Origin of the sequence: Arminella tubonensis (assembly GCF_003240585.1) — a bacterium.
Taxonomy (GTDB): domain Bacteria; phylum Pseudomonadota; class Alphaproteobacteria; order Rhizobiales; family Rhizobiaceae; genus Rhizobium; species Rhizobium tubonense.
The window spans coordinates 46,059-61,775 of record NZ_PCDP01000038.1; the positions used below are offsets into that span (position 1 = coordinate 46,059).

Here is a 15,717-nt window from a genome sequence, read left to right on the forward strand (position 1 = left end):
TTTTCGAGAGCTGGGACTACCGAAAAGACCGCAGGGAACAATGAGCAAAGACGCAATCGTGCTTGGCGCCGGCATCGTCGGCGTATCGACTGCCATCCATCTCCAGCGGCGCGGGCGACAGGTTACCCTGATCGACCGCAAGGCACCCGGAAAGGAAACGTCATACGGCAATGCCGGCCTGATCCAGCGCGAGGGTGTCGTGCCCTATGGCTTTCCGCAACAGCTCGGCCTGCTTCTTCGCTATGCCATCAACAATCGCATCGACGCGCATTATCATATGCGCGCCCTGCCGGGGCAGCTCGCCTTTCTCGCCCGCTACTGGTGGAATTCCAACAGCAAGCGGCACGACGTGATTTCGCGGGCCTACGCTCCGCTGATCGAAAATTCAGTCTCCGAGCACAACGACCTGATCCTTGCCTCCCACGCGGAAGAGTTGATCCGCAAGGACGGCTGGATGGAGATTTTCCGTACGGCTGCCAAACGCGACGAGGAACTGGCCGAGGCCGAGCGGCTACGACTGGAGTTCGGCGTCGACTACGAGGCGCTGTCCAAAGAGGATATCGCCCGTCTCGAGCCGAATATTTCAGGGCCGTTCATCGGCGGCCTGCGCTGGCGCGATCCGTGGTCGGTGCTTGATCCGCTGGGACTGACGAATGCCTATCTCCGATATTTCGAAAGCCTCGGCGGCCGCGTTGCCAATGGCGACGCGGCATCGCTCGGCCAGTTCGGGAGTGGCTGGAAGGTCATGACCTCGGAAGGTTCGATCGAGGCTGATGACGCGGTACTGGCATTGGGCCCGTGGGCGGACACCGCCACCTACCGCCTCGGCTATAATTTTCCGCTCGGGGTCAAGCGCGGCTACCACATGCACTATGCCGTCGAGGGCAACGCGGTTCTCAACAACTGGACGCTGGACAAGGAGCGCGGCTATTTCCTGGCGCCGATGAACCAGGGCATACGGCTCACGACCGGCGCGGAATTCGCCAGGCGAGATGCCCCGAAGACGCCGGTCCAGCTCGACCGAGCAGAGAAAGTGGCGCGGACGATTTTCCCGCTCGGCGAACGGCTCGATCCTGAACCGTGGATGGGTGCCCGCCCTTGCACGCCCGACATGATGCCGATCATCGGCAAGGCGCCGCGGCATGAAGGGCTGTGGTTCGCTTTCGGCCATGCGCATCACGGACTGACGCTCGGTCCGGTCACCGGTCGCGTGCTGGCGGAACTGATATTAGGCGAGAAGCCGTTTATCGATGTTTCAGCCTATGCGCCGGAGCGTTTTGCGCCCTAATCGGGCGCTCGACGCAGCGATGCAAGCGCCCTTGCCGCGGCCGCTGCGATATTGCCGACGGTATCGTCGATATCGACAGTGACGACGCCGGGCTCTCCGGTCGGCACTTCCAGCGTCTTCAGCTGGCTTTCGAGCAGCGACGGCGGCATGAAATGGCCTTTGCGCGCGCCCATGCGGGAGGCCAATAGCGCTTTCGAGCCTTCGAGGTAAACGAAATAGAGCGGTCCGCCAGCCTCTCTGCGCAGACGGTCGCGATAGATTATTTTCAGCGCTGAGCAGGAGACGACGATCCCTTCGCCCCGCTTCAACGCGGCCGCGATCTCGGCGCCGATCAGGTCGAGCCAGGGCATGCGATCTTCGTCGGTCAACGGAATGCCCTTGCTCATCTTCTCGACGTTGGACGCGGGGTGCAGCGCGTCGCCCTCGATAAAATGCAGGTCAAGTTCGGCCGCAAGAGCCTCGGCAACCGAGGTCTTGCCGCTGCCGCTCACGCCCATGACGATGATCGCGGTGGGGTTCTTTTCTCCGCTTGGCATTTTCGCTCCGTCGGTCACTGCTTGCGCTCTCAGAGATTGTCGCATTTTCTTTCGAGAAACCGGTATCCACTTTCTCGGAAAATGCTCTTAGTCCAACGGGAAGTGGCAGGCGAAATGCTGCGTGCCTTCGCCGGTCAGTTCCGGCTCGACCTTGCGGCAGATATCCTGGGCTTTCCAGCAGCGCGGATTGAAGTGGCACCCCATCGGCGGATTGAGCGGCGACGGCAGTTCGCCCTGCAAGCGGATACGGTTCTTCTCCCGTTCGGGATCGGCGATCGGCGTCGCGGACAACAGTGCCGCCGTGTAGGGATGGCGCGGATGGGCGAAGACTTCGGCCGCCGTGCCGGTCTCGACCGGGCGGCCGAGATACATCACCATCACCTCGTCGGCGATGTGACGCACCACCGACAGGCCGTGCGAAATGAAGAGGTAGGCGAGCCCCATCTCCTTCTGCAAATCCATCAACAGGTTCAGCACCTGCGCCTGGATCGAGAGATCGAGCGCCGAGACCGGCTCGTCAAGCACCAGCACCTTCGGCCGCAGCATCAGGGCGCGGGCAATCGCGATACGCTGGCGCTGGCCACCGGAGAACATGTGCGGATAGCGATCGTAATGTTCCGGCCTCAGCCCGACGCGCTCCATCATCGCCTCTGCTTTGCGGCGGCGGGTCGGACCATCGTCGTTGGTGTTGATCTTCAGCGGCTCCTCAAGGATGGAGCCGACCTTCTGGCGCGGATTGAGCGAGCCGTAGGGGTTCTGGAAGACGATCTGCACCTGGCTGCGCAGGCTGCGGTCGCCGATGCGAGCGGGCTTGCCGTCGATCAGCAGGTCGCCTGCCGTCGGGTCCTCGATCATGGTGACGAGGCGGGCAAGGGTCGACTTTCCGCAACCGGATTCGCCGACGACTGCGAGCGTCTTGCCGGAATAAAGGCTGAAGCTCACGCCGTTCAGCGCCTTGACGGTCGCCTCCGGTTTGAACATGCCGCGCTTGACGGTGTAGAAACGGGCGAGATCGCGCCCTTCGAGAACTGCGCCCGTCATGCCAGGCCTCCTGCGGGTACGACAAGGCTCGGATGACCGAGGGGCTTGCCGTCTTTCAATGGATAATTACAAAGCGCAAGGCCGAGCTCTGGCCCCTGCCGCTTGACGCCGCGATCACATTCCGCCGTCGCGAACGAACAGCGCGGCGCGAAAAGACAGCCGGTCGGGCGATCATGCTGACCCGGCACGACGCCCGCGATCGAGGGCAACCGCTGGCCGACGATTGCTCGCTCCGGCAACGCCGAGAGCAGTGCCGCGGTGTAGGGGTGGTGCGGATCTCGGAACAGGTTCTTGACCGGCTGTTCCTCGACTTTCTGGCCCGCATACTGGACCTGGACGCGCTCGGCGGTTTCCGCCACCACGCCCATATCGTGGGTGATCAGGACCAGAGCCATGCCCTGCTCCTGCTGCAGCCGCGCCAGCAGATCGAGGATCTGCGCCTGGATCGTGACGTCGAGTGCCGTGGTCGGCTCGTCGGCGATCAAGAGCTTCGGATTGCAGGCAAGCGCCATGGCGATCATCACGCGCTGGCTCATCCCGCCGGAAAGCTGGTGCGGATAGACCGACAGGCGCTCCTCGGGTGCGGGAATGCCGACGAGCTGCAGAAGCTCGATCGAGCGGTCACGCCGCTGCTGGCGATTGAGGCCCATATGGACGCGCAAGGTCTCCCCCAGCTGGAAGCCGACGGTGAAGCACGGGTTGAGGCTCGACATCGGCTCCTGGAAGATCATCGCCATGTCCTTGCCGACGATCTTGCGGCGCTGGCGCGACGAGATCTGCCGCAGGTCCTTGCCGTCGAACGACATGCGGTCGGCGGTGATCTTGGCAGTCCAGGGCAAAAGGCCCATTACGGCGAGCATCGACACGGATTTGCCCGAGCCGGATTCGCCGACGATCGAGAGGATTTCGCCCTTGTCGCAACCGAGAGAGACGCCGTCGACGGCGCGGAAGAGGCCGGAAGACGTCTGGAATTCGACGGTGAGATTTTCAATATCGAGAAGCGGCATCAGGACCTCTTCAGCTTTGGATCAAGCGCGTCGCGCAGGCCGTCGCCCATCAGATTGATGGCAAGGACGGTAATGAGAATGCAGAGTCCCGGGAATGTGACGACCCACCAGGCCCGCTGGATGAATTCGCGGGCTTCGGCCAGCATCGTTCCCCATTCCGGTGTCGGCGGCTGTGCGCCCATGCCGAGGAAGCCCAGTGCCGCCGCATCGAGAATGGCGGCGGAGAAGGCCAGCGTCGCCTGAACGATCAGCGGCCCAAGACAGTTCGGCAGGATGGTCTTGAACATCAGCCTGAGATTGCCCGCTCCGGAAACGCGCGAGGCGATGACATATTCCTTCTCGCGCTCGGTCATAACAGAGGCGCGGGTGAGACGGACGAAATGCGGCTGGTTGACGAGAGAGATCGCGATCATCGCGTTCAGCAGGCCCGGCCCCAGCACCGCGACGAGCACGAGAGCCAGGAGCAGCGACGGAAAGGCGAGGATGATGTCCATGATGCGCATGATGACGATATCGGTGCGGCCGCGGACATAGCCGGCGACAAGCCCGATCAGCACGCCCGAGACGACCGACAGCGTGACGACGACGAGGCCGATGAACAGCGAGAAACGCGCGCCGAAAATCAGCCTGGTCATGATGTCCCGGCCGACGGCATCGGTGCCGAGCGGAAAGGAGAACGAGCCGTTGGTCATCCAGAACGGTGGCGCCAGGAGCGCGTCGCGGAACTGTTCGCTCGGGCCATGTGGCGAGACGAATGGGGCGAAGACCGCCAGCACGAGGACGATGATGAACACCGCCAGCCCGATGACGGCACCCTTGTTGCGGGAGAAATAATACCAGAACTCCGAAAGGGCGGAGGGCTGGGCGGACTTGGCGCTTGCCATGCTCATGGGCCGCTCCTAGTGACGAATTCGGGGGTTGATGAGACCGTAGAGCAGGTCCACCACCAGATTGACGACCATGATGATCACCGAGATCAGCAGCAATCCGCCCTGAACGACGGTGTAGTCGCGCTTGAAGACCGCATCCACCATCCATTTGCCGATGCCGGGCCATGAGAAGATGGTCTCGGTCAGGATCGCGCCGGCCAAAAGCACGCCGGTCTGGAGACCGATCGTCGTGACGACCGGGATCATGGCGTTGCGCAGCGCATGCACGCCGATGACGCGAAAGGTGCTCAGACCCTTGGAGCGTGCGGTACGCACGTAATCTTCGCCAAGGACTTCCAGCATCGCCGAGCGGGTCTGGCGCGCTATGACGGCAAGCGGAATTGTCGCAAGCACGACCGTCGGCAGGATCAGGTAGCTCAGTGCGGACTTGAATGCACCGGCCTGGCCGGAGAGAAGACTATCGATCAGCATGAAGCCGGTGACCGGCTTGAAGAAATACATCAGCGAGATGCGGCCCGAGACCGGCGTCCAGTGCAGGTAGCCGGAGAAGACGATAATCAGCAGCAGGCCCCACCAGAAGATCGGCATTGAATAGCCGACAAGGGCGACGCCCATGACTGTCTGGTCGAACCAGGTACCTCGCTTGACCGCGGCGAACACGCCAGCCGGCACCCCGAGACAGATGGCCAGGATCATGGCGCAGAGCGACAGCTCCAGCGTCGCTGGAAACAGCGTCAGAAACTCTGTCAGCACAGGCCGCTTCGTGACGATCGACGTGCCGAAATCGCCGTGCAGGAGATTGCCGAGATAGCTCAGGTACTGAACGGCAACGGGACGGTCGAGACCCAGGTCGTGCATGATCTCCGCGTGCCGGGCCGGCGCCATGACGCGCTCGCCCGACATCAGCATGACCGGATCGCCGGGCAGCAGACGGATGAACGCGAAAGCGATGAGCGAGACGCCGAGGAACGTTGGGATCAGGACCGATATACGGCCGAGAAAAAATCGCAACATGACATATGTCCAATATTGTTCCGGCGGTCAGGAAAGCCCGACCGCCGGTCAAGCCCGGCCTTAGCCGGGCATCTTTGCATATATTTCGTTATTCAGCGATATCGACGCCATCGAAACGGTGAACACCGACCGGATCCTGCACGTAGCCGGAAACCTTGGCGCTCATCGGAACGAATTCAGTCGAATGGTCGATCGTGCCCCATGGAGCTTCGCGCTTGAAGACGACCTGTGCCTGCTCGTAGAACTTCGTGCGTTCCGCGACGTCGGCGGTCTGCTTGGCCTTCTTCGTCAGGTCGTCGAACTCCTTGTTGCACCACTGCGCACGGTTGTTGCCGCCGACGGCATCGCAGCCGAGCAGGGTGTCGAGGAAGTTGTCCGGATCGCCATTGTCGCCGGTCCAGCCGAGGATGACGGCACCGTCACGGTCCTTGGCGGACGAGAGCTTCAGGTAATCGGCCCATTCGTGCGTGACGATTTCAACCGTTACGCCAACCTTGGCCAGGTCAGACTGCATCAGTTCGGCAGCGCGCCGGGCATTCAGCATGTACGGACGCGAAACCGGCATCGCCCAGATCTTCATCTTGAGATCCTTGACGCCGGCGTCGGCCAGCATCTTCTTGGCGGCGTCCGGATCGTACTTGTCGTCCTGGACGGCGTCGTTATAGGACCACATGGTCGGCGGGATCGGGTTCTTTGCAACGCTCGCCGCACCCTGGAAGACGGCGTCGACGATCGCCTGCTTGTTGATCGCCATGTTCAGCGCCTTGCGCACTTCCGGCTTGTCGAACGGTGCGATCAGCGTGTTGTAGGCGAGATAGGAAACGTTCAGGCCAGGCTGGTCGAGAACCTTGAGCGACGTATCGGCCTTGAGGTCCTTGACGTCGGCAGCGTTCGGATAAGGCATGATCTGGCATTCGCCGGCCTTGAGCTTCTGGACGCGAACCGATGCATCAGGCGTGATCGCGAAGACGAGGTCGTCGATCTTTTCCTTGCCGTGCCAATAGGTGTCGTTGGCCTTGTAGCGGATAACCGCGTCGGGCTGGTAGGCAACGAAGGTGAACGGGCCGGTGCCGAGGGGCTGCTGGTTCAACTGCCCCATCTTGCCGTCTGCCGCGAGCTTGTCGGCATATTCCTTCGACATGATAGACGCGAAATCCATGGCAAGGTCAGCCATGAAAGGCGCTTCCGGCTTGTTGAGCGTGAACTTGACAGTCAGGTCGTCGACCTTGCTGACCGATTTCACCAGCGTCGGGAAGCCCATGCCGGCCGCATATTCATAGGAGCCGCCGGAGACGTACTTCGCCCAGGGGCTGTCGGCCTTGAGCTGGCGCTCGAACGAGAAGATGACGTCATCGGCATTGAGGTCGCGCGTCGGGGTGAAGAAATCGGTGGTCTGGAACTTCACGCCGGGACGCAGCTTGAAGGTATATTCCTTGCCGTCGTCGGAAACGGTCCAGCTTTCGGCCAGGCCGGGCTCGATCTCCGTCTTGCCATGCTTGAACTCGACGAGACGGCTGTAAACGGTGCGCGAGGACGCATCGAACGTCGTACCCGCAGTATAAATCGCAGGATCGAAGCCTTCCGGCGATCCTTCAGAGCAATAGACCAGCGTTTTCGACCAAGCCGACGTCGCCATGACCGTAGCCAGGGCGGTCACTGCCATAAGGACAGAGATCTTTTTCATTTTATCGTTTCCCAGGTTTGTTCTTGTTTTAAAGTTGTGGTTTCCGGGTTTCGCAATCCGGAAAGACGGCAGATGGAACGATATTTAATTTATGAAAGCAACATGGACCGCAGAAAAATTTTCCAAATGGTTCACTTTAGGAAAAATCCAACAAAATTGACGGTGTATTGGTAATAATCCGACAAAAACGACGCCATTTTTGACGCATTCGAAATATTTTAGCATGCCTTCATATGACGACGCATGAAGAATGGGAGATGCGCGCAGCCGCGGCACCCTTTCCTCAAACGAAAACTGCGACCGCCAGAGGCAGCCGCAGCTGAAAGACAAATCAGATTGACGCTAAAGCTCAGGCCGCCGGGACGCTGAATGCAATTCGCTTGTTCAGGGCCTTGTGATCGTGATCTGTGATGCCGAGCAGGAAATTGATCTGCGGCCGAGCCTTGACGAGATCGTCGATCGAATATTCGGCAAGCACGTCGAAGAAGGCGTTCAGCGCCTTGCGCAGCGCCGAATTCAGGCCGCAGCTATCGACCAGCGGGCATTCCACAGCGCCATCCTCGAAGCATTCGGCCATGGCGAAGCTATCCTCGGTCACCTTGACGACATCGAACAGGCTGATCTTGGTGGCAGCGCGCCCGAGACGCACACCGCCGTTGCGGCCGCGAACCGTTTCGACGAGGCCGGCCTTGGTCAGCGGCTGGAGAATCTTGAACAGAAACAACTCGGAGACACCGTAGGCCTTGGCGATTTCCGGGATACGGCTCAGATAGCCGTCATTGGCGGCACAATACATCAACATGCGAACTGCGTAGTTTGTCTGCTTCGTCAAACGCATGTGGATCTCCTGAATCGCGGCCTTGCAAGGAGCTATATAAGACGTTTCCCAGTTTTGAACAATTCCAAAAGATGAAATAGAGAGTCACGTTATCGACATCCACAAATCGCGGTTCCCTCGCCTATCTGGAGCCCGACTTCGCCTTGTATAGGGCTCTCATGGACGTCGCACGTTGCCTGCAGCGCCATCACCGCGGAAAAAATCCACGTCGCGACCTGAGATTGAAAATCTATTTCTCGATAATCTTTATGGATTTAGACATCTTTGGATCAGTTCAATTTTCAAAGAGGAATGTATAATGAGCGCGATTAGACAGGCTGTAAATCACGACAGGGCATCCGAGTTCGGAACTGGGATTTCCATTCGTCGGCTTAGTCCCGCTGTTGGAGCCGAGATCGACGGCATCGATCTTTCCCGTCCGCTCGCCGCGCATGAAAAGACCACCATTGACGAGGCACTCGGAAATCACGGCGTCGTGTTCTTTCGCGACCAGACCTTGACCCCGGACCAGCACATCCAGTTTGCCGCGCAGTTCGGCCAAATCAACATAAACCGCTTCTTCAAATCGGTCGACGGCCATCCGGAGATTGCGGAAGTCGTCAAGGAAGCACACCAGAAGGCCAATTTCGGCGGAGGCTGGCATACCGACCATTCCTACGACGAAGCGCCGGCCAAGGGGTCGATCCTCTATGCCATCGACGTGCCCGACGTTGGCGGCGACACGCTTTTTGCCAGCGCCTATGCCGCATATGAGCACTTGTCGGATGGCCTGAAGCACACGCTGCAGGGCTTGCGCGCGGTCCATTCGAGCCGCCACGTCTTTGGCGCTCAAAGCAGCACCCACCTTGGACAAAACGATCTCAAGGGCAGAGTGCTCAACCCTGAACTGGCAACGCAGGATGCGGTTCATCCCGTCGTCATCACTCATCCGGACACCGGGAGGAAGGCGCTTTACGTCAATCCAAGTTTCACGCTTCGGATCGAGGGATGGACGGCTGAGGAATCGCAGTCGCTGCTATCCTACCTCTACACCCACACGCAACGGCAGGAGTTCGTAACGCGATTTCGCTGGGCCAAGGGCTCGGTGGCATTCTGGGACAATCGCTCTACCTGGCATCTGGCTCTGAACGACTATCAGGGCCAGCGCAGGCTCATGCATCGCATTACCGTTGGCGGCGTGCCGCTATCGTGAGCGCGATGTCTTCAAAGCGGCTCAAGGCACCGCGATCCAAACCGCCATTTCGCTGCCGCCCGGCTCGCGAAAATGAAAGCGGCGACCGCCGGGAAAGTTGAATGCAGGGCGGGTGACCACGCCGCCCGAGAGTTCGACGGCGCGCTGTGCCGCGTCAAGGTCCGTGGTTCTGACCACGGCAAGCGGTGCTGCCGTCGTCTCCTGGCTATCGCCCTGAATCCCTGCTTCGATGCCTGCCGCCTCCAGCGCGTGATAGGTCGGCCCGTAGCTCACCGAATTCCATCCGAATGCCTCCTCGAAGAAACGGCGGGTCTTCAGGCCGTCCGTCGACGGAAACTCGATATAGTCGATCTGATAGTTGCCGGTCATGTCGGGGTTCCTCTCGTTCGTGTTTTGTTCTAGCATTCCATCAAGGACACTGCAAGCAGCGGCGGCGGGACGAACTGCAATCTCTAACAAACGAAAGCCGCCGCCCATGAAACAATGGGCGGCGGCTCCGTGTCTAGTCCAATGCGGCTAAAATCCTACTTCATCGTCGGCATGACGAATTCGGCGCCGTCCTTGATGCCAGAGGGCCAACGGGCAGTGACGGTCTTCGTCTTCGTCCAGAACTTGATCGAGTCGGAGCCATGCTGGTTGAGGTCGCCGAAGCTGGAGGCCTTCCAGCCACCGAACGAGTGGTAGGCGAGCGGAACCGGGATCGGCACGTTGATGCCGATCATGCCGATATTGATGCGCGAGGCGAAGTCGCGGGCGGCGTCGCCGTCGCGGGTATAGATCGCGACCCCATTGCCATATTCATGCTTCATCGGCAGGTCGAGGGCTTCCTCGTAGTTCTTGGCACGGACGACTGACAGGACCGGCCCGAAGATCTCGGTCTTGTAGATGTCCATGTCTGCAGTCACGTTGTCGAACAGGCAGCCGCCGACGAAATAGCCGTCCTCATAGCCCTGGAGCTTGAAGTTGCGGCCGTCGACCACGAGCTTGGCGCCCTCTTCGACGCCGCGGCCGATCAGGCCGGTGACGCGGGCCTGAGCTTCCTTGGTGACGAGCGGGCCGAGGTCGGCCTTGTCGTCAGTGTAGGGGCCGATGCGCAGAGCCTCGATCTTCGGCGTCAACTTCGCGACGAGGCGATTGGCGGTTTCCTCGCCGACCGGAACAGCGACCGAGATTGCCATGCAGCGCTCGCCGGCCGAGCCGTAGCCTGCGCCCATCAGCGCGTTGACGGCCTGGTCCAGATCGGCATCGGGCATGATGATCATGTGGTTCTTGGCGCCGCCGAAGCACTGGGCGCGCTTGCCGTTCATCGCCGCGGTGCCATAGACGTAGCGGGCGATCGGCGTGGACCCGACGAAGGAGACGGCGCCGATATCAGGGTCGGTGAGGATTGCGTCGACGGCGGCCTTGTCACCGTTGACGACATTGAGGATGCCGGAGGGCAGGCCCGCCTCGATCATCAGCTCGGCAAGGCGCATCGGCACCGACGGGTCGCGCTCGGACGGCTTGAGGATGAAGGCGTTGCCGCAGGCGATTGCCGGCGCGAACATCCACATCGGGATCATCGCCGGGAAATTGAACGGAGTGATGCCGGCGCCGATACCAAGCGCCTGGCGCATGGAATACATATCGATCGCGGGGCCAGCGCCTTCGGTGAACTCGCCCTTCTGCAGATGTGGAATACCGCAGACGAATTCGCAGACTTCCAGGCCACGAACGACGTCGCCCTTCGAGTCCTCGATCGTCTTGCCGTGCTCCCGCGAGAGAAGCTCGGCGAGTTCGTCCATGTGGGTGTTCAGAAGCTCGACGAACTTGAAGAAGACGCGGGCGCGGCGCTGCGGATTGGTCGCCGCCCACTTCGGCTGTGCCGCCTTGGCGCTCTCGACAGCGGCGCGCAGCTCGCCCGTGCTGGCAAGCGCTACGGTCGCCTGCACTTCGCCGGTTGCCGGGTTATAGACGTTGCTGGTGCGTCCGCTGGTGCCGGCGACATGCTTGCCGCCAATGAAATGACCGATCTCACGCATGATATGTCTCCTCCTCTAGGATTTCTTGGATGATGCAGTTTCGCACTTCAATTTGCACAAATCAATGCGCTGCTATAAGCATCCGTTGTGCGTAAATTAAAGTCCAAGGGCTAACACATGGATTGGGATGATGTCCGCATGTTCCTCGCCGTCGCCCGTACAGGGCAGATTCTGGCCGCTTCGAAGCGGCTTGGGGTCAACCACGCGACGCTGAGCCGACGGGTCACCACGCTTGAAGAGCGCTTGAAGGCCCGTCTTCTCGTCCGTCGCACGAATGGCTGCGAGCTGACTGCGGAAGGCGAGATCTTCCTTCATGCCGCCGAGCGCATGGAAACCGAAATGCTGCGGGCGCAGGCAAGCGTCGGCCATCTCGACAGCACGATTGCCGGCACCGTGCGCATCGGCGCGCCTGACGGTTTCGGCGTCTCCTTTCTGGCGCCGCGTCTCGGCAGCCTAATCGCGCGACATCCGGAGTTGCGCATCCAGCTGGTGCCTGTGCCGCGCTCCTTTTCCCTGTCGCAACGCGAGGCCGATATCGCCATCACGCTCGAGCGTCCCGAACAGGGCCGCCTTATCTCCTCGAAGCTTACCGATTATACGCTAGGCCTCTACGCTTCCAAAAGCTATCTCAGCGAGGCAGGCACGCCCGAAAGTGTCGAGGCCCTGAAGAACCATCCGCGCATCGGCTATGTCGAAGACCTGATCTTTACCGCATCGCTCGACTTCACCGGCGAGGTGATGCGGAGCTGGGATGCCTCCTTCGAGATATCGACCGCCATCGGGCAAACCGAGGCGGTGCGCTCCGGAGCCGGGATCGGCATTCTGCACGACTACATCGCCCGCCAATATCCGGAATTGGTGCGCATCCTGCCGGACGTCGCAATTCGTCGCGGCTACTGGACGACATACCACGAAAGCGCCCGCGATCTGGTGCGGGTCAGGACCGTGGTCGACTATCTGCAGGAACTTGTGAGCGCGGAACGGCAGATATTTCTTTAGGCCGCGAACGCCAGAGAACTGAGACTAAAAGTTCCAGCCCGCCAGTGCGCTTGCAGATCCAATTCAAATTCACCGAGAACATCCTAATGTAGTATCGACTATAATATCTCTCAAAGGTTGTTTTTCACTGTTAAATGCCTTGCATTATGATATTTTGTCCGTGTCAAGCCTGCGCTCAGCGCAGCTAAATCCGGATAGTTAGGAACGTGATGCGCCTAGAACAACCATTGAATTCACAGCGGAGCAATCCGAAACGGCGGCAACTTGAGGATCTCTTGGAGGAGGTCACCGACAACGCGCTGAATAAAGTGAAGAAACAGTCCGCCGTCAATACCAATACATTGGCCGCTGAAATTGCTGGCGTTCAAGTCGCGGTAAAGCGGTTGCGGATATTCGGGATACTTATTTTCTTACTTTTGTTGTATATTGCATATCGGTTATGATCTTACTTTCCCGTCGACCCATTTTAACCTCGCGTTCAGGAACGTGCACCGGAAGTTTTACAGCGAGATGGTGGCCACAACTACACGCTTGATCATACCGTCTCGACCACTACATAGGTAGATCTATGCTCGATCATCGCGCCCAAAGAACCTGCTGCGGAGGTTCGTCATTCTCGTCCGGGTTGGGCAAAGGCGCCTCGTCCGGCAGGGTATCCGGCTCCGGCTCCTTGATGGGCACGTTTGGTGTCCAGCCCGGGGCTGGCATCGGCGGCTGGATAGGTTCGTTTGGGACGGACATCGCCAAACTCCTGTTCCTGAGTTGGGTGGACAGGCGCTACTGCACCTGCCGGCGCGTCGCTTCAGCCGCGCGCATCGGCATGCTGTCGACAATCGAGAAGAGCTCAGGGCCGGCAATCGGCTCGCTGACGCGCAGCTTGACCGTTCCGTCCTTGCCGATCAGCACCGCGGCGAACTCTGCCGCGTCAACCGCCTCCAGGTCCCGGCGGAGATCGTCGGCGCTCAAATCCGCAGCCTCGCCAAAGACGGGCTGAACGACATCATCGCGCACCCGCAACACCACGATATCGCGCTCGGAAAGCCCGAGACGCTGGCTCAGAAGCTCATTCACCTGGCTTTCGCCCTTGGGATCGTCATCGCTCGCGAAAACTACAAGCACGCGGCTCTTCCACTGGAATTGCTCAAGGCTCGGCGCTGCCGCATAGGCAACGTTCGTCTCATCCACTTTCGTGGCACCGTAAAGCATCGTTTTGGTCATGGGCGGGTCTCCTGTCATTTGATGAACGAGGAGGGGCCGGGAGGGTTCCATGATTTGATGGGGAGGGATGGTCGTGGCGCGAATATCTGCCTTTAGAACATTACTGCGCAGATCGCTGCTGTCTAAGCATCAGTTACTTAGGCCTTGGGTCTTCGATCAGCAGGTCCATTTGCTGTGGGGTCTTAATATGCTCCAGGACTTTTATGACGGCATGGTCAGCTTTTAGACCGCCGCTAGTCTGGGTTTGTGTGACCTTTACCTCGCACACCAAGATGTCGCCCTTCGTGAACGAAATCTGCGCGTGGTCCACCTTATAGAGGAAGTCCTTGTCCTCAATTGTCGCGCTGATCTGAGCGTTACCGTCATGCAGCCTCCACTTGTTGTCCTCTTTGAAGGCCAACGAAATGATGGAGAATGCGGCCTTTCGAATGTCATCTAGAACGACCTTTCCCTCAGGCTCGGGAGCAACGAAGTACGCGGCTTCGTGCCTGTCTACCTCCTCGACAACCTTTTTGGCTTCAATCACTTTGAACTGGTCGATACCATCCTTGAGCAGCGGATCGGTGATCACGCCCTCTACCGCCTTGCGCACCGACAGGTCTTGGTAGAGGCGTAGCAACCGGAGGGGAACGTCAGTCGACACACCGTCGAAGGTCAGGCGGATAGTGTCTTCGCTCAGACGTTCGACGCGATCGGGCTTTTTGCCCTTATACCACTTGAGCAACCGGATTAACGATATACCGGTGGCCGTCGTGCCGGTAACGGCCGCCACGCTAGTAAAAATCAATTCCTTCAGGTTCAACGCGGCGGTGATCGCGTCACCATTGAGCAGTAATTTGGTTTGCTCATAGAGCGACTGGATAATGTCGACGCTAATCTCAAACGAGCCGGGTGCAGTCGCAACCACATTCACGGTCATTTTAGGGGCGTCGGGTCCGTTCAATGTACGGTTCGCCGCATCGAATAACTGCCCCACCGCCAGCAGCGCCGGCGCAAGGTCGCGCACGTCCATGCTTCCATCGCGGACGGCTTCTCCATCATACGCTATCGTTAACCGCGCCTTGCTCACTTCTGACACCATTATCCCCCCAAGAAAACCTTAGGAGACTACCTACGATACAACGCGTCAAACAATTTTTCCCGTTTTCCGCGAAATCGTTGGAGAACCCCGCGGAATGTTGCGTGGGTACTGATCCGCAACCTGCGGACCTGACAAGTTCATAATTTTCTGTGGAAAGAAATGGTACGGTTGGGGGGTCTCGAACCTCCGACCTCAGGTGCCACAAACCTGCGCTCTAACCAACTGAGCTACAACCGCACTACATCGCGTTCGACGCGACGGGGGTGAAATACGAGGACTTCAGATTTTTTTCAAGTCTTATCTGGTCTTAATGTGGAAAAAGGCCGGAAGCGGGTTCCGGCCTTTTTTCTCTGAGGCTTTAGGTGTCAGGCAGCCTTGAAGGATGCCATGGCCTTTTCGGCAGCGGCCTTGGCCGGCTTTGCCAGCGTTTCGGCAACCTTGGTCGAGGTTTCGTGGATCGACTTTGCCTGTTCGGCAGTCACTTCAGCCTGCTTGCGGAAGAAGGACGTCTGCAGCTCGAAGAACTCGGCAACGGACTTGACGCCGAGCAAAGCTTCCATGTGCGAAAGCGAGTTTTCGGCATTGGTGCGGAGCGCGTCGATGGCCTTGAGGCCGATTTCGACGGAGCCGGCCTGCGCCGTCTGCATCGTCGACTGCACGGTCTTGCCGGCGTCTTCGGCGGCCGTCTTCATCTTGGCGAAGGCATCCTTGGACTGCTTTGCGCCCTGCTCGGCGAAATCACGAAATTGCTCGGACATCTTTGCCGGATCGAAGGCGGCAATTGAAAAAACGTCATCTCTCTTTATGGTAGCCATTGTCAGCACTCCTTCTGGCGGGCTGTCTCCACAAAGGTGCCCGCAATGAACTCGATGACGCTGATATAGTACATCTCGTTGTGCAGTGCAACA

17 protein-coding genes and 1 tRNA gene are annotated in these 15,717 nt (G+C 59.5%); 4 read left to right on the plus strand and 14 right to left on the minus strand.

What is annotated here, in order from left to right; genetic code table 11:
- Window positions 1–40 precede the first annotated feature (40 nt).
- A complete protein-coding gene (locus CPY51_RS17685) occupies window positions 41–1,288 on the plus strand; it encodes an NAD(P)/FAD-dependent oxidoreductase (RefSeq protein ID WP_111161550.1) in 1,248 nt (415 codons plus the stop codon).
- Here the strand turns inward: CPY51_RS17685 and CPY51_RS17690 are convergent.
- The 7 genes from CPY51_RS17690 to rirA all read right to left on the minus strand — a co-directional run bounded on the left by CPY51_RS17690 (window position 1,285) and on the right by rirA (window position 8,298).
- Complete coding sequence (locus tag CPY51_RS17690) at window positions 1,285–1,869, minus strand: gluconokinase (protein ID WP_420820714.1); 585 nt, start codon at window positions 1,867–1,869, stop codon at window positions 1,285–1,287. The two genes, CPY51_RS17685 and CPY51_RS17690, sit on opposite strands and share 4 nt — an antisense overlap.
- 42 nt (window positions 1,870–1,911) lie before the next feature.
- A complete protein-coding gene (locus CPY51_RS17695; protein WP_111161552.1) occupies window positions 1,912–2,865 on the minus strand; it encodes a peptide ABC transporter ATP-binding protein in 954 nt (317 codons plus the stop codon).
- Window positions 2,862–3,872: an ABC transporter ATP-binding protein gene (locus CPY51_RS17700; RefSeq protein WP_111161553.1), complete on the minus strand. Its 1,011-nt coding sequence runs from the start codon at window positions 3,870–3,872 to the stop codon at window positions 2,862–2,864. The genes CPY51_RS17695 and CPY51_RS17700 overlap by 4 nt, the downstream gene beginning before the upstream one ends.
- On the minus strand, window positions 3,872–4,762 hold the full coding sequence (locus tag CPY51_RS17705; RefSeq protein WP_111161554.1) for an ABC transporter permease subunit: 891 nt from the start codon (window positions 4,760–4,762) through the stop codon (window positions 3,872–3,874). Before CPY51_RS17705 ends, CPY51_RS17700 begins: the two co-directional genes overlap by 1 nt.
- Window positions 4,763–4,771: 9 nt before the next feature.
- Window positions 4,772–5,776, minus strand: coding sequence for an ABC transporter permease subunit (locus CPY51_RS17710; RefSeq protein WP_111161555.1), 1,005 nt, complete (start codon window positions 5,774–5,776; stop codon window positions 4,772–4,774).
- 88 nt (window positions 5,777–5,864) lie between these two features.
- Complete coding sequence (locus CPY51_RS17715) at window positions 5,865–7,460, minus strand: ABC transporter substrate-binding protein (RefSeq protein WP_111161556.1); 1,596 nt, start codon at window positions 7,458–7,460, stop codon at window positions 5,865–5,867.
- Between the two features lie 349 nt (window positions 7,461–7,809).
- On the minus strand, window positions 7,810–8,298 hold the full coding sequence (gene rirA, locus CPY51_RS17720) for an iron-responsive transcriptional regulator RirA (protein ID WP_111161557.1): 489 nt from the start codon (window positions 8,296–8,298) through the stop codon (window positions 7,810–7,812).
- A 298-nt stretch (window positions 8,299–8,596) separates the two neighbouring features.
- On the opposite strand from rirA, the gene CPY51_RS17725 reads away from it, so the two are divergent.
- A complete protein-coding gene (locus tag CPY51_RS17725; RefSeq protein WP_111161558.1) occupies window positions 8,597–9,490 on the plus strand; it encodes a TauD/TfdA dioxygenase family protein in 894 nt (297 codons plus the stop codon).
- 21 nt (window positions 9,491–9,511) lie between these two features.
- Here the strand turns inward: CPY51_RS17725 and CPY51_RS17730 are convergent, their stop codons facing one another.
- Together CPY51_RS17730 and CPY51_RS17735 are read right to left on the minus strand one after the other, a co-directional pair.
- Window positions 9,512–9,859 (minus strand): VOC family protein, encoded by a 348-nt coding sequence (locus CPY51_RS17730; protein WP_111161559.1) that lies wholly within the window; start codon window positions 9,857–9,859, stop codon window positions 9,512–9,514.
- Between the two features lie 155 nt (window positions 9,860–10,014).
- Window positions 10,015–11,511 (minus strand): CoA-acylating methylmalonate-semialdehyde dehydrogenase, encoded by a 1,497-nt coding sequence (locus CPY51_RS17735; protein ID WP_111161560.1) that lies wholly within the window; start codon window positions 11,509–11,511, stop codon window positions 10,015–10,017.
- Between the two features lie 117 nt (window positions 11,512–11,628).
- Between CPY51_RS17735 and CPY51_RS17740 the strand changes: the two genes are divergently transcribed.
- Complete coding sequence (locus tag CPY51_RS17740) at window positions 11,629–12,510, plus strand: LysR family transcriptional regulator (RefSeq protein WP_111161561.1); 882 nt, start codon at window positions 11,629–11,631, stop codon at window positions 12,508–12,510.
- 206 nt (window positions 12,511–12,716) lie between these two features.
- Entirely contained in the window at window positions 12,717–12,953 is a 237-nt protein-coding gene (locus CPY51_RS17745; protein ID WP_146260142.1) for a hypothetical protein, read from the plus strand.
- Between the two features lie 133 nt (window positions 12,954–13,086).
- Here the strand turns inward: CPY51_RS17745 and CPY51_RS32850 are convergent, their stop codons facing one another.
- The 5 genes from CPY51_RS32850 to CPY51_RS17765 form a co-directional block, all read right to left on the minus strand.
- On the minus strand, window positions 13,087–13,251 hold the full coding sequence (locus tag CPY51_RS32850) for a hypothetical protein (protein WP_195909564.1): 165 nt from the start codon (window positions 13,249–13,251) through the stop codon (window positions 13,087–13,089).
- 36 nt (window positions 13,252–13,287) lie between these two features.
- Window positions 13,288–13,728 (minus strand): DUF4174 domain-containing protein, encoded by a 441-nt coding sequence (locus tag CPY51_RS17750; RefSeq protein ID WP_111161563.1) that lies wholly within the window; start codon window positions 13,726–13,728, stop codon window positions 13,288–13,290.
- Window positions 13,729–13,861: 133 nt separating this feature from the next.
- Window positions 13,862–14,809 (minus strand): LAPAL motif-containing putative phage structural protein, encoded by a 948-nt coding sequence (locus tag CPY51_RS17755; protein ID WP_146260143.1) that lies wholly within the window; start codon window positions 14,807–14,809, stop codon window positions 13,862–13,864.
- Window positions 14,810–14,969: 160 nt separating this feature from the next.
- Window positions 14,970–15,046: transfer RNA gene (locus CPY51_RS17760), tRNA-His, on the minus strand.
- 128 nt (window positions 15,047–15,174) lie between these two features.
- Window positions 15,175–15,624 carry a phasin gene (locus CPY51_RS17765; protein ID WP_111161565.1) on the minus strand — a complete coding sequence of 150 codons (450 nt, stop codon included), beginning with the start codon at window positions 15,622–15,624 and terminating at the stop codon, window positions 15,175–15,177.
- Window positions 15,625–15,717: the final 93 nt, after the last annotated feature.

What these genes read in the sequence shown, in the direction of transcription:
- CPY51_RS17705 (WP_111161554.1), bottom strand. Translation starts at nt 4,762, where the DNA reads ATGAGCATGGCAAGCGCCAAGTCCGCCCAGCCCTCCGCCCTTTCGGAG.
- CPY51_RS17695 (WP_111161552.1), bottom strand. Translation starts at nt 2,865, where the DNA reads ATGACGGGCGCAGTTCTCGAAGGGCGCGATCTCGCCCGTTTCTACACC.
- CPY51_RS32850 (WP_195909564.1), bottom strand. Translation starts at nt 13,251, where the DNA reads ATGTCCGTCCCAAACGAACCTATCCAGCCGCCGATGCCAGCCCCGGGC.
- CPY51_RS17765 (WP_111161565.1), bottom strand. Translation starts at nt 15,624, where the DNA reads ATGGCTACCATAAAGAGAGATGACGTTTTTTCAATTGCCGCCTTCGAT.
- CPY51_RS17755 (WP_146260143.1), bottom strand. Translation starts at nt 14,809, where the DNA reads ATGGTGTCAGAAGTGAGCAAGGCGCGGTTAACGATAGCGTATGATGGA.
- CPY51_RS17700 (WP_111161553.1), bottom strand. Translation starts at nt 3,872, where the DNA reads ATGCCGCTTCTCGATATTGAAAATCTCACCGTCGAATTCCAGACGTCT.
- CPY51_RS17690 (WP_420820714.1), bottom strand. Translation starts at nt 1,869, where the DNA reads ATGCGACAATCTCTGAGAGCGCAAGCAGTGACCGACGGAGCGAAAATG.
- CPY51_RS17730 (WP_111161559.1), bottom strand. Translation starts at nt 9,859, where the DNA reads ATGACCGGCAACTATCAGATCGACTATATCGAGTTTCCGTCGACGGAC.
- CPY51_RS17710 (WP_111161555.1), bottom strand. Translation starts at nt 5,776, where the DNA reads ATGTTGCGATTTTTTCTCGGCCGTATATCGGTCCTGATCCCAACGTTC.
- CPY51_RS17750 (WP_111161563.1), bottom strand. Translation starts at nt 13,728, where the DNA reads ATGACCAAAACGATGCTTTACGGTGCCACGAAAGTGGATGAGACGAAC.
- CPY51_RS17715 (WP_111161556.1), bottom strand. Translation starts at nt 7,460, where the DNA reads ATGAAAAAGATCTCTGTCCTTATGGCAGTGACCGCCCTGGCTACGGTC.
- CPY51_RS17740 (WP_111161561.1), top strand. Translation starts at nt 11,629, where the DNA reads ATGGATTGGGATGATGTCCGCATGTTCCTCGCCGTCGCCCGTACAGGG.
- rirA (WP_111161557.1), bottom strand. Translation starts at nt 8,298, where the DNA reads ATGCGTTTGACGAAGCAGACAAACTACGCAGTTCGCATGTTGATGTAT.
- CPY51_RS17725 (WP_111161558.1), top strand. Translation starts at nt 8,597, where the DNA reads ATGAGCGCGATTAGACAGGCTGTAAATCACGACAGGGCATCCGAGTTC.
- CPY51_RS17685 (WP_111161550.1), top strand. Translation starts at nt 41, where the DNA reads ATGAGCAAAGACGCAATCGTGCTTGGCGCCGGCATCGTCGGCGTATCG.
- CPY51_RS17735 (WP_111161560.1), bottom strand. Translation starts at nt 11,511, where the DNA reads ATGCGTGAGATCGGTCATTTCATTGGCGGCAAGCATGTCGCCGGCACC.